This is a genomic window from Vulcanococcus limneticus LL (assembly GCF_002252705.1).
Taxonomy (GTDB): domain Bacteria; phylum Cyanobacteriota; class Cyanobacteriia; order PCC-6307; family Cyanobiaceae; genus Vulcanococcus; species Vulcanococcus limneticus.
On the sequence record NZ_NQLA01000001.1, the window covers coordinates 143950 to 167972 of the forward strand.

The 24023-nt window shown below is 69.4% G+C and carries 27 protein-coding genes; 19 read left to right on the plus strand and 8 right to left on the minus strand.

Going from position 1 to position 24023, the window contains the following annotated elements; all coding sequences use genetic code 11:
* Window positions 1–28 precede the first annotated feature (28 nt).
* The 10 genes from CJZ98_RS00755 to CJZ98_RS18670 all read left to right on the plus strand — a co-directional run bounded on the left by CJZ98_RS00755 (window position 29) and on the right by CJZ98_RS18670 (window position 9512).
* Entirely contained in the window at window positions 29–496 is a 468-nt protein-coding gene (locus tag CJZ98_RS00755; RefSeq protein ID WP_094587590.1) for a Ycf51 family protein, read from the plus strand.
* A 29-nt stretch (window positions 497–525) separates the two neighbouring features.
* On the plus strand, window positions 526–936 hold the full coding sequence (locus CJZ98_RS00760; RefSeq protein ID WP_232756074.1) for a DUF4332 domain-containing protein: 411 nt from the start codon (window positions 526–528) through the stop codon (window positions 934–936).
* Window positions 937–1220: 284 nt separating this feature from the next.
* Entirely contained in the window at window positions 1221–1547 is a 327-nt protein-coding gene (locus tag CJZ98_RS00765) for a hypothetical protein (protein WP_232756075.1), read from the plus strand.
* A gap of 3 nt (window positions 1548–1550) precedes the next feature.
* A complete protein-coding gene (locus tag CJZ98_RS00770; protein WP_232756076.1) occupies window positions 1551–3188 on the plus strand; it encodes a CocE/NonD family hydrolase in 1638 nt (545 codons plus the stop codon).
* A 25-nt stretch (window positions 3189–3213) separates the two neighbouring features.
* Window positions 3214–3972: a DUF3887 domain-containing protein gene (locus CJZ98_RS00775; RefSeq protein WP_094587591.1), complete on the plus strand. Its 759-nt coding sequence runs from the start codon at window positions 3214–3216 to the stop codon at window positions 3970–3972.
* A 128-nt stretch (window positions 3973–4100) separates the two neighbouring features.
* A complete protein-coding gene (glgB, locus tag CJZ98_RS00780) occupies window positions 4101–6395 on the plus strand; it encodes a 1,4-alpha-glucan branching protein GlgB (protein WP_094587592.1) in 2295 nt (764 codons plus the stop codon).
* 118 nt (window positions 6396–6513) lie between these two features.
* Window positions 6514–7572 (plus strand): uroporphyrinogen decarboxylase, encoded by a 1059-nt coding sequence (gene hemE / locus CJZ98_RS00785; RefSeq protein WP_094587593.1) that lies wholly within the window; start codon window positions 6514–6516, stop codon window positions 7570–7572.
* Window positions 7569–8609 carry an NAD-dependent epimerase/dehydratase family protein gene (locus CJZ98_RS00790; protein WP_232756077.1) on the plus strand — a complete coding sequence of 347 codons (1041 nt, stop codon included), beginning with the start codon at window positions 7569–7571 and terminating at the stop codon, window positions 8607–8609. Before hemE ends, CJZ98_RS00790 begins: the two co-directional genes overlap by 4 nt.
* Before the next feature lie 147 nt (window positions 8610–8756).
* Complete coding sequence (gene petJ / locus CJZ98_RS00795) at window positions 8757–9098, plus strand: cytochrome c6 PetJ (RefSeq protein WP_094587595.1); 342 nt, start codon at window positions 8757–8759, stop codon at window positions 9096–9098.
* A 138-nt stretch (window positions 9099–9236) separates the two neighbouring features.
* Entirely contained in the window at window positions 9237–9512 is a 276-nt protein-coding gene (locus CJZ98_RS18670) for a Nif11 family protein (RefSeq protein ID WP_094587596.1), read from the plus strand.
* On the opposite strand, the gene CJZ98_RS00805 is transcribed toward CJZ98_RS18670, so the two are convergent.
* Window positions 9473–9679 (minus strand): hypothetical protein, encoded by a 207-nt coding sequence (locus CJZ98_RS00805; protein WP_094587597.1) that lies wholly within the window; start codon window positions 9677–9679, stop codon window positions 9473–9475. The two genes, CJZ98_RS18670 and CJZ98_RS00805, sit on opposite strands and share 40 nt — an antisense overlap.
* Before the next feature lie 59 nt (window positions 9680–9738).
* On the opposite strand from CJZ98_RS00805, the gene CJZ98_RS00810 reads away from it, so the two are divergent.
* Entirely contained in the window at window positions 9739–10167 is a 429-nt protein-coding gene (locus CJZ98_RS00810; RefSeq protein ID WP_094587598.1) for a hypothetical protein, read from the plus strand.
* On the opposite strand, the gene CJZ98_RS00815 is transcribed toward CJZ98_RS00810, so the two are convergent.
* Window positions 10149–10913 carry a hypothetical protein gene (locus CJZ98_RS00815; RefSeq protein ID WP_094587599.1) on the minus strand — a complete coding sequence of 255 codons (765 nt, stop codon included), beginning with the start codon at window positions 10911–10913 and terminating at the stop codon, window positions 10149–10151. The genes CJZ98_RS00810 and CJZ98_RS00815 overlap by 19 nt on opposite strands.
* A gap of 297 nt (window positions 10914–11210) precedes the next feature.
* On the opposite strand from CJZ98_RS00815, the gene clpB reads away from it, so the two are divergent.
* Window positions 11211–13868: an ATP-dependent chaperone ClpB gene (gene clpB, locus CJZ98_RS00820; RefSeq protein ID WP_094587600.1), complete on the plus strand. Its 2658-nt coding sequence runs from the start codon at window positions 11211–11213 to the stop codon at window positions 13866–13868.
* 23 nt (window positions 13869–13891) lie between these two features.
* Here the strand turns inward: clpB and galE are convergent, their stop codons facing one another.
* The 5 genes from galE to CJZ98_RS00845 form a co-directional block, all read right to left on the minus strand.
* Complete coding sequence (gene galE / locus CJZ98_RS00825) at window positions 13892–14941, minus strand: UDP-glucose 4-epimerase GalE (protein ID WP_094587601.1); 1050 nt, start codon at window positions 14939–14941, stop codon at window positions 13892–13894.
* Between the two features lie 37 nt (window positions 14942–14978).
* The gene (locus tag CJZ98_RS00830; protein ID WP_094587602.1) at window positions 14979–15272 is read right to left on the minus strand and encodes a 4a-hydroxytetrahydrobiopterin dehydratase; all 294 of its coding nucleotides are present in this window, start codon (window positions 15270–15272) and stop codon (window positions 14979–14981) included.
* Between the two features lie 49 nt (window positions 15273–15321).
* Window positions 15322–15612: a hypothetical protein gene (locus tag CJZ98_RS00835; protein ID WP_198537402.1), complete on the minus strand. Its 291-nt coding sequence runs from the start codon at window positions 15610–15612 to the stop codon at window positions 15322–15324.
* A gap of 112 nt (window positions 15613–15724) precedes the next feature.
* Window positions 15725–16174 carry a secondary thiamine-phosphate synthase enzyme YjbQ gene (locus tag CJZ98_RS00840; RefSeq protein ID WP_094587604.1) on the minus strand — a complete coding sequence of 150 codons (450 nt, stop codon included), beginning with the start codon at window positions 16172–16174 and terminating at the stop codon, window positions 15725–15727.
* Between the two features lie 8 nt (window positions 16175–16182).
* On the minus strand, window positions 16183–16374 hold the full coding sequence (locus CJZ98_RS00845) for a hypothetical protein (RefSeq protein ID WP_094587605.1): 192 nt from the start codon (window positions 16372–16374) through the stop codon (window positions 16183–16185).
* A gap of 105 nt (window positions 16375–16479) precedes the next feature.
* Here CJZ98_RS00845 and CJZ98_RS00850 point away from each other — a divergent pair, with 105 nt between their 5' ends.
* Together CJZ98_RS00850 and CJZ98_RS00855 are read left to right on the plus strand one after the other, a co-directional pair.
* Window positions 16480–16755, plus strand: coding sequence for a hypothetical protein (locus CJZ98_RS00850; RefSeq protein ID WP_232756078.1), 276 nt, complete (start codon window positions 16480–16482; stop codon window positions 16753–16755).
* 34 nt (window positions 16756–16789) lie between these two features.
* Entirely contained in the window at window positions 16790–17230 is a 441-nt protein-coding gene (locus CJZ98_RS00855; RefSeq protein WP_094587606.1) for a thiol-disulfide oxidoreductase DCC family protein, read from the plus strand.
* Here CJZ98_RS00855 and CJZ98_RS00860 read toward each other — a convergent pair.
* Window positions 17214–17714: a DUF2721 domain-containing protein gene (locus CJZ98_RS00860; RefSeq protein ID WP_094587607.1), complete on the minus strand. Its 501-nt coding sequence runs from the start codon at window positions 17712–17714 to the stop codon at window positions 17214–17216. The two genes, CJZ98_RS00855 and CJZ98_RS00860, sit on opposite strands and share 17 nt — an antisense overlap.
* A gap of 186 nt (window positions 17715–17900) precedes the next feature.
* On the opposite strand from CJZ98_RS00860, the gene CJZ98_RS00865 reads away from it, so the two are divergent.
* The 5 genes from CJZ98_RS00865 to CJZ98_RS00885 all read left to right on the plus strand — a co-directional run bounded on the left by CJZ98_RS00865 (window position 17901) and on the right by CJZ98_RS00885 (window position 23985).
* Complete coding sequence (locus CJZ98_RS00865; RefSeq protein WP_094587608.1) at window positions 17901–18302, plus strand: OsmC family protein; 402 nt, start codon at window positions 17901–17903, stop codon at window positions 18300–18302.
* 43 nt (window positions 18303–18345) lie between these two features.
* The gene (locus tag CJZ98_RS00870; RefSeq protein WP_094587609.1) at window positions 18346–19704 is read left to right on the plus strand and encodes a cytochrome P450; all 1359 of its coding nucleotides are present in this window, start codon (window positions 18346–18348) and stop codon (window positions 19702–19704) included.
* 241 nt (window positions 19705–19945) lie between these two features.
* On the plus strand, window positions 19946–20899 hold the full coding sequence (gene dctP / locus CJZ98_RS00875) for a TRAP transporter substrate-binding protein DctP (RefSeq protein ID WP_157910823.1): 954 nt from the start codon (window positions 19946–19948) through the stop codon (window positions 20897–20899).
* Complete coding sequence (locus CJZ98_RS00880; protein WP_094587611.1) at window positions 20899–22362, plus strand: GGDEF domain-containing protein; 1464 nt, start codon at window positions 20899–20901, stop codon at window positions 22360–22362. The genes dctP and CJZ98_RS00880 overlap by 1 nt, the downstream gene beginning before the upstream one ends.
* Window positions 22363–22443: 81 nt before the next feature.
* Window positions 22444–23985: a carboxypeptidase M32 gene (locus CJZ98_RS00885; protein WP_094587612.1), complete on the plus strand. Its 1542-nt coding sequence runs from the start codon at window positions 22444–22446 to the stop codon at window positions 23983–23985.
* Window positions 23986–24023: the final 38 nt, after the last annotated feature.

Below are 24023 nucleotides of genomic sequence, written 5' to 3' on the forward strand. Positions count from 1 at the left end.
AGGGGATTGCTCCACTTGCCCAGTCCCCATGCCCGCCGATCCCCTGCTGTTCACGGCTGGCACCTGGCTCGGGGCCGCGAGCGGCGTGTTGGCGGTCCTGACCGTGGCCGGCTTCCTGGCCCGCTGGGGGATCCGCTTCCGCCTGGTGGGGGTGACCAGCTTCACCGCCCTGCTGGCGCTCTCCTGCCTGGCCTTCGCGATCAGCTACTCGCCCCGCACCGCTGTGGAGGGCGCCGTGACCGTGCCGGTGGTGTTCGACAACGGCACCGACCTGGTGATCGCTGCCGCCCCTGAGGGTCTGGCTCCCGAGGCCTATGGCCCAACCGTGGAGCAGGTGGCCCGTAACCTGCGTGGTGGCGGCCGCAGCAGCGACGACGGCCTGGTCCATGTCCGCCTGCGTCGCATCGAGAGCGCCGGCGACGGCCTGGCGCGGCCGGTGATCCTGGCGGAGGCCACCCGCAGCCTGCGTGGCGATGCCGTGACGGTGCTGCCCTGAGGGGCGCTGCCCCGTTCGGGGAGCCCGCAGTGACGCTGCGCCTGCCAAGCCACTTCCGCAGCGAGGCCGCCGTGCTCGCCCGAGCCGGCCTGGACAGCTGGGCGGCCCTGGCGCGCCAGAGCGATGCCCAGCTGCGTCGGTTGGCCAGCGGCGGCGATGCCTCCGAGCAGCGGTTGATCAAGTTGCGGGGCCAGGCCCAGCTGGTGGTGGAGGTGGGGCTCCAGCCCGAGGAGGCCGCCCTGCTCCTCTACGCCGGCATCGCCAGCCGCCGCGGCCTGGCCGAAGCCTCGCCCCAGCAGCTGCTCACCCAGTTGGGCCGTCTGCAGCGCTCGCTGCTGGGCATGGCCCCGCCCCGGGTCGATCCGGCCACGCTGCGGCGCTGGATCCGCCAGGCCCAGGCCGGCCCCGGCCAGGCCGGCCCCAGTCGCTCGCCGAACTGACCCCCGTGCCCCGGAGGCCACTGGTTTTGGACTCTGGAATGGGGGCACCAAGGCTGAGCCGGAGGCCCGGACCTCTCCCCACCCCACCCATCCGCTCCCTCTCAGGCCCACCGCTGAGCAAGTCCATTGCTGAGCAAAGCCACTGCTGAGCAGGTCCACCTGGACCCAGTGTCGGCCTTGTCCCGGTCCGCTCAACGGCAGTTCCGCCCACCAGCTCACGCCTCCGGATCCGTCTCCCCGTTCCTCCGTCCATCCTCCCCTCCAGGGCCTGTCCCTGTCCCGTCGTGCGTTCCACCCGCTCCCAGCCTCGAGCCCAACGCCCAGCATCCCGGCAGCTCCGCACCCTGCTGGCCGTCGCCCTGGCCATCCCCGCCGCCGGCATGGTCGCCCTGCCCGCCCGTGCCAATTCGCCCTTGCTGGATTCGGTCAAGCAGAACCCGCAGCTGGCCCGCAGCCTCTGCAACGACCTGAAGGCCCTCAACGCCCAGGGCCTCTCCGCCACCTCCCCCCAGGCCGTGGCGATGGTGGCCTCCCGCCAGGGCCTGAACAAGACCGACGCCGAGATCCTCACCACCTACGTGGTGGGCCTGCACTGCCCCGAGGTGCGCTGAGCCGTGGCCGCCATTGCCGGGGCGCCCGGGGCTGACCAGCCGGTTCAGGTCAGTGACGCCAGCCTCACGACCCCGGATGGCGTGATCCTGGTGGCCCGTCTCTGGCGGCCGGCAGGTCGCGGCCCCTGGCCGGCCCTGGTGATGCGCCAGCCCTACGGCCGGGCGATCGCCTCCACTGTCACCTATGCCCATCCCCACTGGTATGCCAGCCAGGGCTATGCGGTGCTGGTGCAGGACGTCCGCGGCCGCGGCGACTCCGGCGGCGTCTTCGGCGGCTTCGCCCAGGAGGCGGCGGATGGCAGCTGGACCCTGGCCTGGCTGCGGGATCAGCCCTGGTGCAACGGCCGCGTGGGCTGTTATGGCTTCTCGTATCAGGGCCTGAGCCAGTTGCTCTGGCGCGATGGCGCCCAGCTCCCCGACGCCCTCGCCCCCGCCATGGCGGGTCTGGATGAGCGGCTGCACTGGGCCAGCGATGGCGGCGCCCACTGGTGGGGTCTGGGCCTGGCCTGGGCCCTGCAGCTCGCTGCCGAGGGCTGCCGGCGCCAGGGCGATGACGCGGGCTGGCTGGCGATCCGTCAGGCCCTGGGGGACGCCAGTTTCCTGGAGGCTGGCCCGGAGCTGCTGGCCCGCCATGACCCCGGCGGCATGGGGCTGGCCTGGCTGCGGCGGGATCCCCTCGACGCCCAGGGCTGGCGCTGCCACCAGCCGCCTGCCGAGCTCTGGAGCCGGCCGATGCTGCAGATCGGCGGCTGGCACGACCCCTATCTCCATGGGGTGCTGGACCTGTGGCAGCGGGCCGAGGCCGGCGGCAGCGATCAGCTGCTGCGCATCGGCCCCTGGACCCATCTCAACTGGCAGGGGGGGATCGACCGGCTGCAGCTGGCCTTCTTCGATCGTCACCTGCGTGACCGGGAGCCGGCGCCGGCCGCTGGCCAGCCCCCCGCTCTGATGGCAGACCTGACCACGGGGCGCTGGCTGGCCCGCTCCCCTCGCCTGGCCAGTGGCCAGCACTGGCGGCTGGCCAGCGGCGGCCTGGCGGGGATCGACGCCGGCGAGGGCCAGCTGCTGGAGGCCCCTAGCTCTGGATCCGGCCGGGCTGCCGGCCCAGGAGCCGGCACGGTGCTGCTGGTGCACGATCCCTGGCGGCCGCTGCCGGGCCGCGGCGGCCACCTGGGCCTCGATGCCGGCCTGGTGGAGCGGGGCGACCTGGACCAGCGCAGCGATGTGGTCTGCTTCACCGGCGTGCCGCTGGCGGCACCCCTGGAGCTCCTGGGCCGGCCGGTGCTGGAGCTGGTGGTAGCGGCGGATCAGCCGGGCTTCGATCTGACTGTGGCCCTTTCGGTGCTGAAGCCCTCGGGTGCGGTGCTGCAACTCAGCACTGGCGTGGCCCGCTGGCTCGGGCCCGACGCCCAGCGGCCGCTGCGGCGCCGGGTGGCGCTCCAGCCCCTGCTGGCCACCCTCCAGGCCGGCGAGCGGCTTCGGCTCTCGATCGGCGCCGCCGCCTGGCCCCAGATCGCCGTCAACCCGGGCACCGGCGCCCTGCCCGCCGGCCCCAGCGGCCCCCGCCACCGGGTGATCACCCTGGAGCTGCAGCTGGCCGAGGCGGAGCTCGGCATCACCCCGATGCTTGGGGCAAACTGAGCCGACTTCGACCCTCCCCCCGCCCGTGACCCTGCGCGCCGTCCTGCTTGGTCTTGCTGTCGCCACCACAGGGCTCAGCGGGGTAGCCCTGGCCCAGGTCCCCGCCAAGGCCCCGACCGCCGCCCGGGCGAGTGTCGTCCAGCCGGCCCTGAGCGTGGAGCAGGCCCGGGCCGCCGCGCGCCGCGTGCTGGAGGCGGTGAAGAGCCGCGATGCCAATGCCCGCTACGCCCAGTTCTCCGATGAACTGAAGGCGATGAGCAGCCCCTCGATGGTGGCCGCCACGATCCGCAGCCAGCCCAGGATCCTCAGCTATGAGCTACTGAGCGTGCGCAGCGGCGTCAGCAGCAGCACCGTGGAGGCCGAGCTCACCACCACGAGCGGCAAGATCGTGATCTTCATCGTGCTCAACCACGAGGGCAAGATCAGCCGCTACTACGTGGATCGCACCGACGATGCCACCAGCGAAGTGGCGCTGAACTTCGTGCGGGCCCTGAGCACCGGCAATTTCATCACCGCCGAGAGCTTCCTCAGTCCGGACTTCCAGAAGGAGATCCCCCCGGCGGCCCTGCAGGCCAAGTGGCTGGAGCTGCAGCGGGAAACCGGCTCCTTCGTGCGGGTGGGCCGGGCCGTGGAAGCGGAGCGGACCCCGGACGCGCGGCTGGTGCTGGTGAACGTGGAATTCAACCGTCTCACCGACAACCTCTACGTGATCCTCAACGCCAACAACCAGATCGTGGGCGTCGACTTCCCCGAGGCACCGGCCAAGCCCCTGCCGGCGCGCTGACCTTCAACTCCGCTGTCCCCCGCGGCAGCCGCTGCGTACTTGGTGTCATCACGCCTGGGGCGGCCCGTCAAATCCGCAACGGCCGGCCCCGAAAAGCCGCCTAGGCTCGCAGTCACGCCCTGCTTTCAATGCCTGTGCTGGCTCAGCTCGACTGGTTGGTGGACGACGCCCAGCTCCTGGCGGAATGCCGGCACAACCATCCCTTCGCGCTGTTGGGTCACCAGCCCCTGGAGTCAGGGGGCTGGGTGGTGCGGGTGTGGATGCCGGAGGCCGAGCGGGTGGACCTGCTCCACGCCGGCCAGACGATCGCCCTGGAGACCCCGCATCACCCCTGGCTGTTCGAGGCCGAGACCGCTCAGGACCCCGGCAGCACCTACCAGGTGCGGGTGCTGCGCGGCGGCATCGAGCACGTGGCCCACGACCCCTGGGCCTTCCGCGACGAGTGGATGGGCGAGCTGGATCGCCACCTGTTCGCCGAGGGCAACCACCACCACATCTGGCGCCGCATGGGCGCTCACCCGGTGACGCACCACGGCGTGGCCGGCGTGCAGTTCTGCCTCTGGGCCCCCAACGCCCGCAGCGTTTCTCTGCTCGGCAACTTCAACGGCTGGGATGGCCGCCATCACCCGATGCAGAGCCGGGTGGGGGGCCTCTGGGAGCTGTTCATCCCCGGTCTCGCCGCCGGGGAGATCTACAAGTACGAGGTGCGCACCCAGGCTGGCCACTGCTACCAGAAGGCCGACCCCTACGGCTTCCGCCACGAGGTGCGCCCCGCCAACGGCTCGATTGTCGAAGCCCTGGGTGCCTTCCCCTGGAGCGACGCCGACTGGCTGGCGGCCCGCGACAGCCGCAACCCCCTGGATCAGCCGATTGCGGTCTATGAACTGCACCTGGGCAGCTGGCTGCACGGCAGCGCCGACCAGCCCTACATCGAGTCCGACGGCACGCCGCGGCCGCCCGTGCCAGCGGCGGATCTGAAGCCCGGCGCCCGCCTGCTCACCTATCCGGAGCTGGCCGACAAGCTGATTCCCTACGTGAAGGCCCGGGGCTTCACCCACATCGAACTGATGCCGATCTCGGAGCATCCCTTCGATGGCTCCTGGGGCTATCAGGTGACGGGCTGGTACGCCCCTACCAGCCGCTTCGGCACGCCCGATGAATTCCGGGCGTTCGTGGACCGCTGCCATGCCGAGGGCATCGGCGTGATCCTCGACTGGGTGCCGGGCCACTTCCCCAAGGACGCCCACGGCCTGGCCTTCTTCGATGGCGCCCACCTCTACGAGCACGCCGATCCGCGCATCGGCGAGCACAAGGAGTGGGGCACGCTGATCTTCAACTACAGCCGCAATGAGGTTCGCAACTTCCTGGTGGCGAACCTGGTGTACTGGTTCGAGCAGTTCCACATCGACGGCATCCGCGTGGACGCGGTGGCCTCGATGCTCTACCGCGACTACCTGCGCCCCGACGGCGAGTGGCTGGCCAATGAGCAGGGTGGCCGCGAGAACACCGAGGCGGTGCGCTTCCTGCAGCAGGCCAACCACGTGCTGTTCGAGCACTTCCCCGGCGCCCTCTCGATCGCGGAGGAATCCACCACCTGGCCGATGGTGACCCAACCCACCAGCATTGGCGGCCTGGGCTTCAACCTGAAGTGGAACATGGGCTGGATGCACGACATGCTCGATTACTTCGAGCTGGATCCCTGGTTCCGCCAGTTCCATCAGAACAACGTCACCTTCTCGATCTGGTACGCCTACACCGAAAACTTCATGCTGGCCCTCAGCCACGATGAAGTGGTGCACGGCAAGAGCCACCTGCTGCACAAGATGCCGGGCGACGATTGGCAGAAGTTCGCCAATGTGCGCGCTCTGCTGGCCTACATGTGGACCCACCCCGGCAAGAAGACCATCTTCATGGGGATGGAATTCGGCCAGCGGGCCGAGTGGAATGTCTGGGGCGACCTGCAGTGGGACCTGCTCCAGTACGAACCCCACCGTGGCCTGCAGCGCCTGGTGGATGATCTGAATGTGTTTTACAAGTCGGAGCGGGCCCTCTGGGGTGACGACCACGACCAGTTCGGCTTCCAGTGGATCGACTGCAACGACAATCGCCACTCGGTGATCAGCTTCATGCGACGCGAGAGCACCACCGGCCGCTGGGTGGTGGTGGTTGCCAACTTCACCCCCCAGAGTCACTCCCACTACCGGGTGGGTGTGCCGCTGCCTGGCTTCTACAGCGAGGTGTTCAACACCGATGCGGAGCGCTATGGCGGCAGCAACCTGGGCAACCTCGGCGGCAAGTTCACCGAGGACTGGGGCATCCACGGCTACGAGCAGTCCCTGGATCTGTGCCTGCCGCCCCTCTCGCTGCTGGTGTTCAGCCGCGACGAGAAGCGCAGCCAGGAGCTGGCCGCCGCCGGCCTCTAGTGCCGGACTCCCGGCTGGCTCGGCACGGGCTCTGTGACGAAGGGTCCGTCTGGGCTCGGGACCAACCGGCCCGGCGGGGCCTGCTCGGGTAAGTTCGCCCCTGGCCTCGCTTTCCCCCATGACCGGAACCGCCCCCCTGCTGCTGCGCGCCGCCCGAGGTGAGCAGGTGGAGCGGCCGCCCGTGTGGATGATGCGCCAGGCCGGCCGTTACATGAAGGTCTACCGCGACCTGCGCGACCGTCACCCCGGCTTCCGCGAGCGCTCGGAGAACCCGGATCTCTCCTACGAGATCTCGATGCAGCCCTTCCACGCCTTCAAGCCCGATGGCGTGATCCTGTTCTCCGACATCCTCACGCCGCTGCCGGGCATGGGGATCGACTTCGACATCATCGAGAGCCGCGGCCCGATCATCGAGCCCGCCATCCGCTCCCAGGCCCAGGTGGATGCCCTGCGCCCCCTGGACCCTGCCGAGGCCCTGCCGTTCGTGGGTGAGGTGCTGGGCCGCCTGCGTCAGGACGTGGGCAACGAGGCCGCGGTGCTGGGCTTCGTGGGCGCCCCCTGGACCCTGGCTGCCTATGCCGTGGAGGGCAAGAGCTCCAAGACCTACTCGGTGATCAAGCAGATGGCGTTCCGGGAGCCGGCGCTGCTGCACCAGCTGCTGGGTCACCTGGCCGATTCGATCGCCACCTACGTGCGCTATCAGATCGATTCCGGCGCCCAGGTGGTGCAGCTGTTTGATTCCTGGGCCGGCCAGCTCAGCCCGATCGACTACGACGTGTTCGCCGCGCCCTACCAGAAGCGGGTGATCGACCAGGTCAAGGCCACCCACCCCGATACCCCCCTGATCCTCTACATCTCCGGCAGCGCTGGTGTGCTGGAGCGCATGGGCCGCACCGGTGTCGACATTGTGTCGCTGGACTGGACCGTGGACATGGCTGACGGCATCGCCCGCCTGCCCGAGCACGTGGGCGTGCAGGGCAACGTGGATCCCGGCCTGCTGTTTGGCACTCCGGAAGCCATCCGCGAACGGATCGTGGACACCGTGCGCAAGGCCCGCGGCCGCAAGCACATCCTCAACCTGGGCCACGGGATCCTGCCCGGTACCCCCGAGGAGAACGCCCGCGTGTTCTTCGAGGCCGGTAAGGCCGTGAACGAGCTGCTGGGGGCCGCCGTTTGACAGCCGCGCCCGGTGGAGCCAGCAGCCTGGGAGGGGTGCGCCAGCCCCAGCGGATCCTGATCACCGGCGCCAGCGGCTGCGTGGGCCAGCACATCGCCGCCCAGCTGTTCCGCGAAACCGACGCCGAGCTGCTGCTGTGGCTGCGGGATCCCGCCAAGCTCACCGCGGTGCCGGCCACGGATCCCCGTATCACCCTGTTGGTGGGGGATCTGCGCGACGTGGCGCCCCACCGGGAGCTGATCGCCACCGCCAGCCGCCTGATCCACACCGCCACCGCCTGGGGCGACCCCGAGCGGGCCCGCCAGGTGAACGTGGTAGCCGTCAAGGAGCTGCTGGCCGCTACCGATCCGGAGGTGCTGGAGCAGGTGATCTACTTCTCCACTGCCAGCATCCTGGACCGGGATCTGAAGCTGTTGCCGGAGGCCACGGCCTACGGCACCGAATACATTCAGACCAAGGCCCAGTGCCTGCGCCAGCTGGAGCAGCACCCCCTGGCCGAGCGGATCGTGGCTGTCTTCCCCACCCTGGTGTTCGGGGGGCGGGTCGATGGCGGCGGCCCCTACCCCACCAGCTACCTCACCGCCGGGCTGCGGGACGCCACCCGCTGGCTGTGGCTGGCCAAGTGGCTGCGAGCCGATGCCTCCTTCCATTACATCCACGCCGCCGATATTGCCCGGGTGTGCGTGCACCTGGCCACCCAGCCGCACCGGGCCAACCCCGAGCCGGGCCAGGGGGCCGTGCGTCGGCTGGTACTGGGCCAGCCGCAGGTGACAGTGAATGACACCGTGGCGCGCCTGTGCCGCTGGCGCCAAAGCTGGATCCCTCCCTTCGGCATCGATCTCCAGGGCTGGCTGATCGAGGGTCTGATTAAGGTGCTGCGCATTGAGGTGAACGCCTGGGATCGCTTCTCGATCCGCCAGCGCCACTTCGTGCATGAGCCGGTGAGTCCGCCGGAGCGCTTCGGTCTGGTCAGCCATGCCCCCACGCTGGAGGCGGTTTTCGAGGATGCGGGCCTGCCCGAGCGCGGCCGGGTCTGAGTCGCGCTCCGCTGCTTGGAGGGCCCGCCGTGCTGGCGTCCGCCACTCCACATCAGAGCCGATTCCCTGCAATTGTTTCGATCCGATGCGGGGGATGGGGCTGCGGTGGGGGGCAACTTCTAGCCTGGTCCGGTTGCACGAGCCCCGATGCGCCGTCTTCTGTCCCTCATCGCTCTTTGCCTGGCGCTGGTGCTGGGTGCCGCCCCCAGCTTCGCCGCTGACGCCGCCCACGGTGCCCAGGTCTTCTCCGCCAATTGCGCCGCTTGCCACATCGGTGGCGGCAACGTCGTCAATGCCGAGCGCACCCTCAAGCAGGATGCCCTCGAGGCCTACCTGGCCAACTACAGCGCCGGCCATGAGGCCGCCATCACCACCCAGGTGACCAACGGCAAGAACGCCATGCCGGCCTTCGGCGGCAAGCTCAGCGCCGACGACATCGCCGACGTGGCCGCCTACGTCGAATCCCAGGCTGCCAAGGGCTGGGCCTGATCCCGACCTCGCCCATCCCATCAACCGCCCCTCTGGGGCGGTTTTTTTGTGCCCAGTCTGGGTTCTCCCCAAGCCTGGTCGCGCGGCTCTGGCGCCGCCATGGTGCCAGTAGTCCTGAGCCCCGCACGGAGGTCTGCCATGACCCGCACGGAACTGGAACGGTTGGTGGCGGATGCCGAGGGGCAGCCCCGGCTACGACACCACCTCAGCCACTGCCGCAGCTGGCAGGACCTGTTGCAGGCAGCCCAGCGCCTGGGCTATGCCGTGCAGCCCGGCGACCTGGGGCAGGCCATCCGCGAGGCCCACGCCAGTGCCTTTCTGGAGCGGTCCCGGCTGTGGCCGATCCCCGACCTGTGGCTGGGTATGCCGGCCGTTCAGCCGAGGCTGCGGCGCTCGGCCAGCACCGCCAGGTAAAGCTCCTCGGGCACCTCGCGGATGTCGTATTCGCTGGGCAGCACCCCGTGCACGTGGCGGTGCACCGCCAGCCAGCAGTTGCGCTCGGCGTCCCGGCTGGTGGCATCGAACTCCAGGGAGGCCTGCGCCAACTGTTCGATCAGCGCCTGCTCGGAGGTCTGGGCCATGGTTGCTGGTGGGGGGCGGGAGCGGCGGGCACACTGGGGCCAGCCGATCGCCGCCCATCATGGCCACCGGAGCCCACGACCTGGGACCCAGCCTGCCCTTCGCCCTGCTGGCGGCGCTGTTCGGCCTGGCCGGCGTCGCGCCGGCTGCCGAGGTGGCCCCAGCTCCAGCACCAGCGTCCGGCCTGGCCCCGGCCCTGCCCGATATCCGTCGCATCATCCCCGGCTCCACTCCCGCCGCCATCGACGCCAGCAGTTGGCGGCCCGGGGCGAGTCGCTGTCCGCTGATCGTCAAGCCGGCGAACGCCGTGTTCCAGCCCCTGCCGATCCCGCCCCGCCAGGTGGCGGCCAAGAACCGGGCCGGCTGCCTTTCGCCGGGCGATGCCATCTACGGACCGGATGGCTGTCCGATCCGCCTCTGCCGTGATGGCGGGGGGGTGATCCCCCTGCCATCCAACCAGGGCCCGGCCGCTCAGCCTCCAGCCCCGTAGGCCACCTGGCAGACGGCGTTGAGCAGCTGGGCCTGGTCTGGATCGCCGGGCACCTGCCCATTGAGTAGGCCATCCCGGCAGTTGGCGGCTCCCAGGAGCTGGGTGCCGTTCACGTAGTAGCTGAAGCTCACCCCGGCGCTTCCCACCGATTCCACGGAGCCGAAGTTGAGCTGATAGCTGGTCTGGGGCACCACGATCACCGGCGACTGCTGCAGGGCCGCCGCGTTCACCAGGCTGGTGATGGCCTCACCGGTCGCCAGGCCCGCCACACCCCAGGCTGCTGCGCTGGCCCCCCACCAGCCCCACGAGGCGGGAGCCCAGTTGTACCAGCCGGTGCTCCAGGGCCGGCTGCCCCAGTAGCCGCCGTTGGTCCAGCCCCTGTTCCAGCCGTTGAAATCGCGGTTGTAGAAGTTGGTGTTGACGTTCACGTTGCGGTTGAACGTGTCGACGTTGATGGCCGGCCGGGTATCTGGGCCATAGAGCGGGTGGGCGCCGTTGTAGCCGCCGCGCCAGGTGTCATCCCCGGCGCCATTGAAGCGGTAGCCCCCACCGTTGCCCCAGTGGGCCGCCCCGCTGCCCCAGCTCGCCCCCCCGAAGCCCCGGCCCCCGCCGCTGAAGCCGCCGCCCCGGGCCAGGGCCGGTGCCGCGGCGAACAGCAGGCTGCTGCCAGCCAGAGGGGCTGCCAGCACCACAGCGACCACGGTGCGGCGGATCCGTAGTGAAGAGGGACGCGGAAGGGGTGTCATGGGAGGGGGTGCCAAGGCTCACCCTCGCTCTTAGCCACGCTGCAGCGGTGGAGCTCATCTCAGGCCCCCACCCCAGCTCGGAGCATCCCCTGGGTGGCCCGCTGCCTTCGCCTGCGTGCCTGCCCGCATGCCCACCCCGCCACCTTGAAGGAAAGGATCGGTTTGCTGCCCCCACGGGTTCGGTCTGCCCAACCTGGGGGGTGAGGCCCGAACCGATGGGTACGGCCCTCCTCTGGGGCGAAGGCGTTCGCCCTCCATACGGTTCCTTCAGCGCAGTCCGCCTAGGAGGTACAGCCCATGCATCCCACCGCCGACCTGTTCACCGAGAAGGCCTGGGGCGCCGTCGTGGCCGCCCAGCAGCTGGCCCAGCAGAAGCGCCAGCAGCAGATGGAGAGCGAGCACCTGTTCGCCGCCCTGCTGGCCCAGCAGGGCCTGGCCGGCCGCATCCTCGAGAAGGCCGGCGTGGAGGTGGGCACGCTCAGCCAGCGGGTCGATGCCTACATCGCCGGCCAGCCGAGCCTGGCCACGGCGCCCGAGAGCGTGTATCTGGGCAAGGGCCTCAACGCCGTGCTCGACGCCGCCGGGAAGGCCAAGGCCGATTTCGGCGACAGCTACATCTCGATCGAGCACCTGCTGCTGGCCCTGGCCGGCGACGATCGCTGCGGCCGCCAGCTGCTCTCCCAGGCCGGCGTGGACGCCCAGAAACTCAAGACCGCCATCGAAGCCGTGCGCGGCAGCCAGACCGTGACCGACCAGAACCCCGAAGGCACCTACGAATCCCTGGAGAAGTACGGCCGCGATCTCACCAAGGCGGCCCGCGAGGGCAAGCTCGATCCGGTCATCGGCCGCGACGAGGAGATCCGCCGCACGATCCAGATCCTCAGCCGCCGCACCAAGAACAACCCGGTGCTGATCGGTGAACCCGGCGTGGGCAAGACCGCGATCGTGGAGGGCCTGGCCCAGCGCATCGTCAATGGCGATGTGCCCCAGGCGCTGCAGAATCGCCAGCTCGTGTCGCTCGACATGGGCGCCCTGATCGCCGGCGCCAAGTACCGCGGCGAATTCGAGGAGCGGCTCAAGGCCGTGCTCAAGGAGGTCACCGCCTCCGAAGGCCAGATCGTGCTGTTCATCGACGAGATCCACACCGTGGTGGGAGCCGGCGCCAGCGGCGGCGCCATGGATGCCAGCAACCTGCTCAAACCGATGCTGGCCAGGGGCGAACTGCGCTGCATCGGTGCCACCACCCTGGATGAACACCGCCAGCACATCGAGAAGGACCCGGCCCTGGAACGCCGCTTCCAGCAGGTGTTTGTGGATCAGCCCACCGTGGAGGACACCATCTCGATCCTGCGGGGCCTGAAGGAGCGCTACGAGGTGCACCACGGTGTGCGCATCGCCGACAACGCCCTTGTGGCGGCCGCCGTGCTCTCGAGCCGCTACATCGCCGACCGCTTCCTGCCGGATAAGGCGATCGACCTGGTGGATGAATCGGCCGCCCGGCTGAAGATGGAGATCACCTCCAAGCCAGAGCAGATCGACGAGCTGGATCGCCGCATCCTGCAGCTGGAGATGGAGAAGCTCTCCCTGGGCCGTGAATCCGACCCCGCCAGCAAGGATCGGCTGGAGCGCCTGGAGAAGGAGCTGGCGGATCTGAGCGAGCAGCAGAGCGCCCTCAACGCCCAGTGGCAGCAGGAGAAGGGCTCGATCGATGAGCTCGGCGCCATCAAGGAGGAGATCGAGCAGGTGCAGCTGCAGGTGGAGCAGGCCAAGCGCAACTACGACCTCAACAAGGCCGCCGAACTCGAATACGGCACCCTGGCCGGGCTGCACAAGAAGCTCGCCGCCAAGGAGGAGGAGCTCAATGCCAGCGGCAGCGATAAGACCCTGCTACGTGAGGAGGTCACCGAGGATGACATCGCCGAGGTGATCGCCAAGTGGACGGGCATCCCTGTGGCCAAGCTGGTGCAGAGCGAGATGGAGAAACTGCTCCAACTCGAGGAGGAGCTGCACACCCGCGTGATCGGCCAGGAGCAGGCTGTCACGGCCGTGGCCGATGCGATCCAGCGCTCCCGCGCCGGCCTCAGTGATCCCAACCGGCCCATCGCCAGCTTCCTGTTCCTCGGTCCCACCGGCGTGGGCAAGACCGAGCTCTCCAAGGCCCTGGCCAGCCAGCTGTTCGATTCTGAGGAGTCGATGGTGCGCATCGACATGAGCGAATACATGGAGAAGCACGCCGTGAGCCGGCTGATCGGTGCGCCTCCGGGCTATGTGGGCTACGAGGAGGGGGGCCAACTCACCGAAGCGGTGCGCCGGCGTCCCTATGCGGTGATTCTGTTCGACGAGGTGGAAAAGGCCCACCCCGATGTGTTCAACGTGATGCTGCAGATCCTCGACGACGGTCGCGTTACCGATGGCCAGGGCCGCACGGTGGACTTCACCAACACCGTGCTGATCCTCACCAGCAACATCGGCAGCCAGTCGATTCTCGATCTGGCCGGGGATCCTGCCCGCCACAGCGAGATGGAGCGGCGCGTGAATGAGGCCCTGCGCGGTCACTTCCGGCCTGAGTTCCTCAACCGCCTGGATGAAACGATCATCTTCCACAGCCTCAGGCAGGAGGAACTGCGCCAGATCGTGGAGCTGCAGGTGCGGCGGCTGGCCAAGCGGCTCGAGGAGAAGAAGCTGGGCCTCGCGCTCAACGCCGATGCCCTCGACTGGCTGGCGGGTGTGGGCTACGACCCGGTGTATGGAGCCCGCCCCCTCAAGCGGGCCATCCAGCGGGAACTGGAAACCCCGATCGCCAAGGGGATCCTGGCCGGGCAGTTCACGGGCGGCCACACCATTGCGGTGGACGTGCAGGCCGTGGAGGCCGAGGGCGTCGCCAGCGAGGCCGGCGGAGCGAAGACCTTGCGCTTCCAGCAGAGCGAGCCGGCCAAGCTGCCGGTGCTGGTCTGAGTGGCTGAGTCAGCGGGGCGGCATCAGGCAACCCCGTGGCGCCGCCGGTGCCAGGCCCAGGAGTGCTCCAGGATCACCTCCAGCTGGGGATAGCGCGGCAACCAGCCCAGCTCCCGCCGCGCCTTCTCCGCCCCGGCCACCAGCTGGGGCGGGTCGCCAGCCCTGCGGGGGGCCACGTGGGCCAGCAGACCATGGCCGGTGACGGCCTTGGCCGCCTCGATCACCTGCTGCACCGAGTAGCCAGTGCCGTTGCCCAGGTTGTAGACCAAGGGTTCGTGGCTGCCGGGCTGGTTGAGCAGTCGCCCCAGTCCCAGCACATGCGCTTCCGCCAGGTCGCTCACGTGGATGTAGTCGCGGATGCAGGTGCCATCCGGGGTGGGGTAGTCGTCGCCGAAGATCTGCAGGTAGGGCCTGCGGCCCGCCATCACATCCAGCACCAGTGGGATCAGGTGGGTCTCCGGGTTGTGATCTTCCCCGAGATCGCCATCGGGATCGGCGCCGGCGGCATTGAAATAGCGGAAGATCACGCTGGGCAGCCCATAGGCGGCGCCGAAATCCCTTAGCAGCTGTTCCACCATCGCCTTGCTGCTGCCGTAGGGATTGATCGGCCGCTGGGGGTGGTCTTCGGTGATCGGCACCTGCTCAGGCACCCCGTAGGTGGCACAGGTGCTGGAGAACACGATCGGCATCGGCCCGCTGCTGCCATCGGCCCGCAGCCGGTGCTGGGCCGGATCCACCAGGGCCTCGAGCAGCACCAGGGTGTCCGCGAGGTTGTTGCGGTAGTACTTGGCCGGATCGCTCACCGACTCTCCCACGTAGGCATAGGCGGCGAAGTGCAGCACGGCTCCCACCGGCTCCCCCATGGCGGCCGGATGGCGGCCGGAGAGCACCGCTTCCAGCAGGGCCCGATCGCCCACCTGGCCCTCCACCAGCGGCACGTCGAGGCTGGTCACGATGTCGCGGTGGCCGTAGACCAGGTTGTCGAGAACCACTGGACTGTGACCGGCCCTCTGCAGGGCGCGCACGGCGTGGCTGCCGATGTAGCCGGCGCCGCCGGTGACCAGGACCTTCATGGACTGCGGGTGGGGGCGAAGGGGAACGCGCCCGCCATCATCGGCCGGCCAGCACCGCGTCGATCCGCCGGGCCAGTTCCAGATCCAGGGCCGTGAGGCCGCCGGCGTCGTGGGTCGTCAGATCGATCACCACCCGGTTCCAGACGTTGCTCCACTCCGGGTGGTGGCCCAACCCCTCGGCGATCAGGGCCACCCTGGCCATGAAGCCGAAGGCGGCCGCAAAGTCGTCGAACTGGAGGGCGCGGTGCAACTTGCCGTCGCGCAGCTGCCAGGACGGCAGGGCGGAGGCCAGGGCGGCGAGTTCGTTCCGGGTGAGCAGGGGGGTGGCCATGGCCGGGGTGGCGAAGGGACTGGCGTGATCGGGATCGGAGCCGGGGCCCTCAGGGCTGGGCGTCCAGGGCTAGATCGTGGAGACGGTCGATCAGCAGGTCCAGTTCGGTGTCCTGCCCGGGGTCGGCGCCGAGGGCCTGGCGCCGTTGCACTTCGCCCGCCAGTCGTTCGGCCTGGCGCCGCGCCTGGGAGGTGGCCGGCTGGGTGGCGGTGGATCCGGGCGCTGCCTGCGGGGTGGCCGGGGCGCTGGCCAGCTGCAGCACCAGTACGCGCAGATCCCGGATCTCGTGCCGCAGGCCGCGGATCTCGGCCGCCAGGGCATCGAGCCGGTGGGTCTCCACGGCGGCTTCGCCAGGGCCGACACCTGCCTCTGCGGGCGATACCGCTGCTTCGGACTTGCCCATCTCCCCCATGCCGATCGCCGCCGCAACACCGTCAGGCTAGGAATCGGGACTAGGCGCCGATGAGGTGCAGGCTGATCCTGCGCCGCTGTGGCTGGGCCCGGTGCTCCCACAGGTAGACCGCCTGCCAGGTGCCGAGCAGCAGCCGGCCGTTGTCGAAGGAGAGGCTCAGGCTCGTGGCCGTCAGGGCGGTGCGGATGTGGGCCGGCATGTCGTCCGGGCCCTCGTCGTCGTGCAGCCAGGGCCGCAGCTCGCCCTGGCCGCTGATCGGCCGCACACCCCGCTGGGGCACAAGGGCCCGCAGGTAAGCCCCCAGATCGGCCAGCACCCGCGGGTCGGCGTTCTCGTTCACGGTGAGCGAGCAGCTGGTGTGCTGCACGGCAATCACAGCGATTCCCTGGGCCAGGCCGCTGCCACCGATCTCCGCATCGAGCCTGGCGGTGAGGTCGGTGAATCCCTCGCCGCTGGTCTGGAGGGAGAGGCTGGTGAGGGTCTGGCGCATGGCTGGGCTCAGGGCTTCCCGCGCAGTCCGCGGAACAGCAGGTCCGACTTGTCGGCGTCGGAGCCCTCCAGCGGCACACCGGTATCGGCGCTGAAACGGGCTCCATCCACGTGCAGGCCCCTGCTGGAGAGCTGCAGCCAGCCCCTGCTGAACGCCACGGCCACCAGCACCAGGGCCGCCAGGGTGAGGATCCTGCGCATGGACTAACGCTAGCGATGGCCCCTGCTCTGGCGCAGCCCCAGGCCAGAGCTGGCAGGGGGATCCAGCGCCGATAGCGTGTGGTCCCTCGCAGCCGGCCCATGCCCATGCCCGCCCTGCCTGCCCCTCGCGGGCTTGCCCGTGCCCTGGAGCTCTCTGCCCTGCTGAGCCTGGCTCTCACGCCGCTGGCGCTGGCCCCTGCCGCCCGTGCCCAGCGGGTGGTGCCCAAACTGCAGGCGATCTGCCCCCTCGGGTATGTGGACATGCTCAATGGCAAGTGCTCCACCCTGGGGCTGATGCGCTACACGGTGACGCCCACCAACGGCAAGGCCTGCCTGGAGGGGTGGATGAACGTGGGGGGCGGTTACTGCCGCAGGAAGTGAGCGGCTTGAGCGGCGGGCTGCCTAGCCTCGTCCGATGGCTGACCTCACCCTCCTCTACGACGGCGGCTGCCCCCTCTGCGTGCGGGAGGTGCTCTGGCTTGAGCGCCGCGACCGCAAGCTCCACGGCGATCGGCCCCAGCTCGCCTTTGTGGACATCGACCAGCCCGGCTACGACCCCGCTGCCCACGCCGGCGTGACTTACCGCCAGGCCATGGGCCGCATCCATGCCATCGCCGCTGACGGCAGCGTGCTGCGGGATCTGGCGGTGTTCCGCGCGTCCTACCGGCTGATTGGCCTGGGCTGGCTCTATGCCCCCACGGGCTGGCCGCTGCTCGGGCCCCTGGCCGAGGGCCTCTACCACCTCTGGGCCGAGCGGCGCCTGTGGCTTACCCGCCGGCCCGACCTGGATACCCTCTGCCGGTGCCGCAGCGGAGCCTGCACCACGGCGCCAGAGCCGGTCAGAAGCGGCGGCTGAGCTGGGCGGTGGAGAGCTGGGTCTCCCGCAGCAGCAGCAGAAGCGCCCCCATCAGGCTGGTCATCGCCACCACGAACAGCGGCACCACGATGGCCGCCAGGTCGAGCACCGCCACGGCGCTCACAAAGGTCACCGACACCACCGCCGCCACCAGCAGGCCCGTGAGGGTGGCGCACTGCATCGCTCGCCCCAGCAGCACCATGCGGCGCTTATGGATCCGCATCTCCTGGTGCAGGGGCTCCCGTTCGGTGGGGTCGCCGCCGCTCGCCTCGCTGCGACTGAGCTGGTCCTGCATGGTGCGGGCCCGGTCCACCACGCGAGAGAGCCGGCCGGCCAGCACCCCCAGCAGGCCGGAGATGCCCGTCAGCAGGAACACCGGGCCCACGGAGAGCTGGATCGCCCGCGCCAACCCCAGCACCGGCGCATTGGCACTGGGCTCGGCGATGAAGGCCAGCAGGGCGAGTGGATCGGGCAGTGGCGGCATGGGCAGGGCGGCTGCTGGGCGACGAACGGTGGCGGTCAGGGCGTGCTCGCGGGTGCCCGCCCGCCTCGGGACCCAGCGCACCTGGAATGGCTGCTGCCAGTGTGGAGCCCCCGTCCCATTGCTGCCGGGCCAGGGGGCTGCAGCCCCTCGCCGCACCCTCCTGCCCCCCGTCCCGCCCCCGCGCCCATGACCACGATCGACACCCGCTACGACGGCCAGCTGCGCTGCCATGCCGTCCATGGCCCGTCCGGCTCGGAGCTGGATACCGATGCCCCCACCGACAACCAGGGCCGCGGCGAGCGCTTTTCCCCCACGGATCTGGTGGCCACGGCCCTCTCGACCTGCATCCTCACGGTGCTCGGCATCACCGCCGAGCGCCAGGGCTGGCACCTGGAGGGCGCCACCGCCCGGGTGGAGAAGACCATGACCCGCAGCGGCGTGCGCCGCATCGACCTGCTGGAGGTGTGGATCCAGTTGCCGGCGGATCTCAGCGCCGAGCAGCGCCAGCAGCTGATCCGCGCCGGTGAGACCTGCCCCGTGAAGGAGAGCCTGGAGGGGGCGGTGCCGATGCGGCTGCACTGGAGCTGAGGCCCCGGCCGGCCAGCCGCGCCGCCAGGCCTAGGGTCGCGCTATGGACCCCTCTGCGAGTGCGCCACCTGCCGCCAGTGGCACGCGTCCCCTGCCCCGCACCGGCGCGGTGAGCGGGATTCTGGAAACCCTCGCCTTCTTCCGCGATCCCGGCTTTGCCGAGCGCCGCTTCGATCGCCACGGCGACGTGTTCGAGACGGTGCTGCTGGGTCAGCCGATGGTGTTCATCCGCGGTGGCGCGGCGATCGGCGATCTGCTGGCCCAGGGGGAGGCGGTGGAGGGCTGGTGGCCCGAAAGCGTGCGTCAGCTGCTGGGGAGCCGATCGCTGGCCAACCGCAACGGTCCGGCCCACCGGGCCCGGCGGCGGGTGGTGGGTCAGCTGTTCTCGGCGGCGGCCCTGCGGCGCTACAGCCTGCAGATCGTGGCGCTGGTGGATGAGCTGGCCTCGGAGCTGCGGGGCGCTGGCCAGCCGCTGCCCCTGGCCGGGCGGATGCGGCGCTTTGCCTTCTCGGTGATCGCCACGGTGGTGCTGGGCCTGGAGGGCCCCGATCGCGACGCCCTCTTCACCGACTTCGAGATCTGGACCCGGGCCCTCTTCTCGTTGCCGCTGCCCCTCCCCGGCAGCCCCTTCGCCCGGGCCCTGGCGGCCCGCGCCCGGCTGCTGGCGCGGCTGCAGCAGGTGCTGGAGCAGGCGCCCCAGGGTCGCGGCGGGCTGGACCTCCTGGCGGGCGGCCTGGATGAGGCCGGCCTGCCCCTCGGCGATGCCGACCTGGTGGAGCAGCTGCTGCTGCTGCTCTTCGCCGGCTACGAGACCACGGCGTCCTCCCTCAGCTGCCTGATGCGGGCGCTGCTGCTCGATCCGGCTCTCGAGGACTGGCTGAGGGTCGAGCTGGACGCCCTGCCCTGGCCGCCGCCTGGGACGGAGGCCCCCACCGCCTACGACCCCGCCCAGGCGCCGCGGCTCGATGCCCTGGTGCAGGAGGTGCTGCGCTTCACGCCGCCGGTGGGCGGTTTCTTCCGCCGCACCGTCCGGCCCGTGGCGCTGGCCGGGGTGGCGGTGCCGGCTGGGCGGGTGGTGCAGGTGGCCCTGGCCGCCTCCCATCGCCATGCCGACGGACCGGAGGCTGGCGACGGGGAGGGCTCCCGCAAGGAGCGGCTTGATCTGGAGACGTTCCGACCCCAGCGTCACCTCGAGGCTGACGGCGGCGTCACCCTGCTGCCCTTCGGTGGCGGCGAGCGGGTGTGCCTGGGCAAGGCCCTGGCGGAGCTGGAGATCCGGCTGATGGTGGTGGGGCTGCTGCGCCAGGTGAGCCTCGGCCTGGCCCCCCACCAGGACCTCAGTCTGCAGCGCCTGCCCAGCCCCTCGCCCCGGGATGGGCTGCTGGTACAGACCCGTTCCTGATCTGTAAAACAGTCGTCAACATCCATTCGGTCAGCTGTCCTGCCCGGGCCTAGTATCCGATCGAAAAGTGTGGCCGTCGCGAGCCGCGAGACCCGATGGCCCTTGACCTGACGACTCCTTGGCTGTGAACCGCCAGGTCACGGCTCGTCTGCTCCTGATGGCTGGAGTGGTGGCGGCGTTTGTTGCTGCCTGGCAGCACTACAGAACCATCCCGCTGCTGGTCCTGGGTCAGCCCCAGTCGGTGGGTCTGCTGCAGCGGGACCAGGAAGCTCCCTTTTTTCGCCATCTGGCAGAAACCACGGATCTGCCGTTGACGATCACCTATCAAACGGCTGATTCCTTTGGCTTGAAGGATACCCACCAGCTGGAGGCCCTGCGTGATGGGCGTGTGGATATCGTGTCCCTGCGTTTCATGCAGAACATCGCCAAGGAGCCGGCCTTGGAGGGCCTGGATTTGCCAGGAATGATTCCAGATTTTCAGAAGGCCCGACGGGTTGTTGAGGCCTATGCCCCAACGCTGGACCGCTATCTGCAGGACAGCTTCGGAGCCAAGCTGCTTGGACTCTGGAGTTTCGGTCCCCAGGTCATGGTCTGCCGAAGCCCTCTAGGGAAGCTGAGCGATCTCAAGGGACGCAAGGTGAGGATCGCCAGCCCTGGCTTGGCGCAGTTGATTGCAGCGATTGGCGGAATCCCCGCGATTCTTCCCTTTGAAGACACCAAGAAAGCCCTGGAGCTTGGTCTGGTCGACTGCGCCGTGACCAGTGCCGCCTCCGCCAACTTCGCCGGCTGGACGGAGCACACCCGCTACTATTACCCGCTCGCCTTTCAATTCGGCTTCAACGGCTATGCCATCTCCCTGGCCAAGTGGAAGGCGCTGCGGCCTGAGGAGCAGGATCGCCTGACGAAGGCCTTCAGGGCGTTCAGTGTGAAACTGTGGCGCTACTCCGAGGACCTGCAACGGGAGTCGGAGCGCTGCATTCTGGGCGGACCCTGCCGTCAGCTGCGACCCTCTGCCCTGCGCCGTGTTCCGGTCAGCAGCCAGGACGTTCAGCTTCTCCAGCGGCTCTCCCGGGAGGTCGTCCTGCCCAGCTGGTCCGCCCGCTGCGAAGCGCATCGTCCGGGCTGTCGTGCCACCTGGGACGCGATCGTGGCGCCCGTGACGGGATTCGACCGTCCTGCCCGGTCCATGCCGTGATGCCCAGTCGCCTTGCCGATGGGAGCCCTGCGGAGCGCCGCTCCATCACCCTGCCGCTTCAGAGTGCGGGCCTGCTTTCAGCGTTGATCTTCCTGATCAACGCCATCTTTGAAGTCCTGGTGATCAACCATCTGTATGGATCCCAGTATGTCCTGATTGCCCTGCTGCTGGCCGTGCTCTCGCTCTGGGCCTTCCTGGAGGTGGCCCTGATCGGCCGACGGGCCGTCGTGCCACCTCTGCGGCTCCTCAAGCTGCTGCTGGCCAGTCAGATCGTCTTGAGCCTGGTCCGTCATGCCGGCGACTTTTCGTCCCGTTCCGCGGCTTTGTCAAGTGCTGCGCTTCCGGTTCAGTCTCCGCAATTCGGCCTGGCCATCGTGTTCCTGCCGATCGATGTGCTGCTGTTTCTGGCGATCAGCCGCTGCCTGATCGATGCGTTCGCCGACGCGGAGCGTCGCCGCGCGAAGCAATTGCAGCGCCAGATGGCGATCCTCCAGCAGACCAAGGCAGAGCTGCAGGCCAGTGAACGGCGGTATCGGCTGATTGCCGACAATGTGGATGATGTGATCTGGACCCTGGATTCCCAGGGACTCTTCACCTTCATCAGCCCCTCCTTGAAATCCCTTCTGGGCTATGGGGCCGAGCAGTGGATCGGCAAACCCCTGAACAGTCTGCTGACTCCAGCTTCGGCCTCCTCCCTGCAGGGTGCCCTCGCGCAGTGGCTCCAGCAGCGGCAACCGGTCGATCCCCTCCTGCCGTCCTACCGGGCGGAACTCGAGCATCTCCATCGGGATGGTTCGCGGCTCTGGACCGAGATCACCATGACGCCGTTGCGTGAGAAGGACGGGCCGCTGATGGGTTTTGTTGGTGTCACGCGGGATATCCGCGTTCGCAAGCTCTATGAGCGCAATCTCAGCGAAGCTCGCGATGCCGCCGAAGAGGCCAACAGCGCCCTGCTCTCAGCCAACGCGTTGCTGCACGGTCGTGCCACGACCGATGGGCTCACAGGCCTCTTGAACCGCCGTCATTTTGAGGACATTCTGCGGGCGCAGATGAAGACGAGCCTAGAGCATGGGAAGAGCCTGTCTCTTCTGGTGATTGATGTGGATCACTTCAAGGAGATCAATGATGGTCTGGGTCACACTCTGGGTGACAAGATTCTGATTGAGGTGTCCCACTTGCTTGCAGCCAGCCTGCGTGAGTCGGATCGAGTGGCTCGCTGGGGTGGGGATGAATTCATCATGGTGATGCCGCGGGTGCAGCCTGACGAGGCTCTCCAGGTGGCGAACCGTCTGTGCGCGAGCGTCTCCAGCCACCCATTCCCCGGGGGATGGGTGGTCACGCTGAGCATCGGCGTGGCGGAGCTTCGTGCCCACGAGAGCCTGGAGCAGTGGTTCGACCGCGCCGATGCCGCGCTCTATGCCGTGAAGAACGCAGGGCGCAACGCCGCCAGGCTCAGCACCTGATCCAAGCCTGGTTCGGGGTTCCGAGACGGCTCGGCTCCCTTGGCTGGGGCGGCATGCTGACGCCATCGCTGCTCCGGCCCCATGGCAGTTTCGGCATCCGCCCTCGATCGGCTGCATCAGCACCTGCACCAGACGCGGTTGCTGGGCTCGATCAGCAGCGCCCTCTACTACGACCAGAACACCGTGATGCCGGCGGCCGGTGCGACCTGGCGGGGCGAGCAGCTGGCCCTGCTGGCGAGCCAGCTGCATGGGCGGCAGAGCAGCAGTGCCTACGCCGAGCTGGTGGCGGCAGCGGAAGGCGAGCTGGGCGCCGATGCGCTGCCTGAGCAGCGCCGCAACCTGCAGCTGCTGCGCCTGGAGCTGGAGCGCCAGCGCTGCCTGGATCCCGCCCTGGTGAGCGCCCTGGCCAGGGCCCAGTCCCGCGGTAATGCCGTGTGGCAGGAGGCCCGCGCCAACAACGACTATGCCGCCTTTGCCCCGGCGCTCCAGGAGCTGATCGACCTGCGCCGCCAGCAGGCCAGCCAGCTGGCCGCCGCCGAGCCGGTGGCCCGCAGTCCCTGGGAAATCCTGGCCCAGCCCTTCGAGCCCGACATCAGCAAGGCCCGCCTCGAGGAACTCTTCGCCTCCCTCAAGGCTGAGCTGCCGCCCCTGATCGCCCAGGTGGCCAGCGGCAGGGCCGCCGCCGCTGCCACTCCCCAATCCTCGGACCCCATGGATCTGCCGGAGGCCCTGCAGGAGCGCCTCTGCGCCGATCTGCTCGACAGCTGGGGCTACGACCCACGGCACTGCCAGCGCTCCCGCTCGGCCCACCCCTTCTCCTGCACCCTCGGCCCCCAGGACTTCCGCATCACCACCCGGGTTGTGCCGGGCCAGCCCCTCTCGGCCTTCCTGGCCACCGCCCACGAGTGGGGCCACTCCCTCTACGAGCAGGGCTTGCCCCGCACGGATGACCACTTCTTCCCATGGCCCCTCGGGGAGGCCACCTCGATGGGGGTGCATGAGTCCCAGTCGCTGTTCTGGGAGTGCCGGGTGGCGCGCAGCCGGAGCTTCGCCGAGCGTTGGCATGGGCGCTTCGCCGCTGGGTTGGCTGCCGACCCATGGGGCGGTGCCCCTGGGTTCTGGCGGGCGCTCAATCCGCTGAAGCCCGGCCTGATCCGGGTCGAGGCCGATGAGCTCAGCTACGGCCTGCACATCGTGCTGCGCTTCGAGCTGGAGCTGGCCCTGCTCGAGCAGGGGATGCCGGTGGACGAGCTGCCGCAGCAGTGGAACCAGCGGATGCGCGATCTGCTCGGAATCCAGCCCAGCACGGATGCGGAGGGATGTCTGCAGGACATCCACTGGGCCGAGGGGCTGTTTGGCTACTTCCCGTCCTATGCGCTGGGGCATCTGATCAGCGCCCAGCTCTCCGAGGCCATGGAGCAGGACATCGGGCCCATTCAGGGCCTGATTGCCTCGGGGCGTGAGGACGCTCTGCAGGGTTGGCTGGGCCGGCATGTCTGGCCCCTGGGTCGCCTGGTCAATGCGGAGGAGCTGGTCCACCAGGTCACGGGCAGGCCCCTGAGCGCCCGGCCCTTTCTGGACTACCTCGGTGCCAAGGTCGCGGACCTGGGCGGTCTTGGCTGAGGTGGCGCCGCTGGAGTGGGGCCCCCGGGCCGCGATCC

Coding starts and splice junctions, on each gene's coding strand:
- CJZ98_RS00755 (WP_094587590.1), top strand. CDS start 29: ATGCCCGCCGATCCCCTGCTGTTCACGGCTGGCACCTGGCTCGGGGCC.
- glgB (WP_094587592.1), top strand. CDS start 4,101: ATGCCTGTGCTGGCTCAGCTCGACTGGTTGGTGGACGACGCCCAGCTC.
- hemE (WP_094587593.1), top strand. CDS start 6,514: ATGACCGGAACCGCCCCCCTGCTGCTGCGCGCCGCCCGAGGTGAGCAG.
- petJ (WP_094587595.1), top strand. CDS start 8,757: ATGCGCCGTCTTCTGTCCCTCATCGCTCTTTGCCTGGCGCTGGTGCTG.
- CJZ98_RS18670 (WP_094587596.1), top strand. CDS start 9,237: ATGACCCGCACGGAACTGGAACGGTTGGTGGCGGATGCCGAGGGGCAG.
- CJZ98_RS00805 (WP_094587597.1), bottom strand. CDS start 9,679: ATGGCCCAGACCTCCGAGCAGGCGCTGATCGAACAGTTGGCGCAGGCC.
- CJZ98_RS00810 (WP_094587598.1), top strand. CDS start 9,739: ATGGCCACCGGAGCCCACGACCTGGGACCCAGCCTGCCCTTCGCCCTG.
- CJZ98_RS00815 (WP_094587599.1), bottom strand. CDS start 10,913: ATGACACCCCTTCCGCGTCCCTCTTCACTACGGATCCGCCGCACCGTG.
- clpB (WP_094587600.1), top strand. CDS start 11,211: ATGCATCCCACCGCCGACCTGTTCACCGAGAAGGCCTGGGGCGCCGTC.
- galE (WP_094587601.1), bottom strand. CDS start 14,941: ATGAAGGTCCTGGTCACCGGCGGCGCCGGCTACATCGGCAGCCACGCC.
- CJZ98_RS00830 (WP_094587602.1), bottom strand. CDS start 15,272: ATGGCCACCCCCCTGCTCACCCGGAACGAACTCGCCGCCCTGGCCTCC.
- CJZ98_RS00840 (WP_094587604.1), bottom strand. CDS start 16,174: ATGCGCCAGACCCTCACCAGCCTCTCCCTCCAGACCAGCGGCGAGGGA.
- CJZ98_RS00845 (WP_094587605.1), bottom strand. CDS start 16,374: ATGCGCAGGATCCTCACCCTGGCGGCCCTGGTGCTGGTGGCCGTGGCG.
- CJZ98_RS00850 (WP_232756078.1), top strand. CDS start 16,480: ATGCCCGCCCTGCCTGCCCCTCGCGGGCTTGCCCGTGCCCTGGAGCTC.
- CJZ98_RS00855 (WP_094587606.1), top strand. CDS start 16,790: ATGGCTGACCTCACCCTCCTCTACGACGGCGGCTGCCCCCTCTGCGTG.
- CJZ98_RS00860 (WP_094587607.1), bottom strand. CDS start 17,714: ATGCCGCCACTGCCCGATCCACTCGCCCTGCTGGCCTTCATCGCCGAG.
- CJZ98_RS00865 (WP_094587608.1), top strand. CDS start 17,901: ATGACCACGATCGACACCCGCTACGACGGCCAGCTGCGCTGCCATGCC.
- CJZ98_RS00870 (WP_094587609.1), top strand. CDS start 18,346: ATGGACCCCTCTGCGAGTGCGCCACCTGCCGCCAGTGGCACGCGTCCC.
- CJZ98_RS00880 (WP_094587611.1), top strand. CDS start 20,899: ATGCCCAGTCGCCTTGCCGATGGGAGCCCTGCGGAGCGCCGCTCCATC.
- CJZ98_RS00885 (WP_094587612.1), top strand. CDS start 22,444: ATGGCAGTTTCGGCATCCGCCCTCGATCGGCTGCATCAGCACCTGCAC.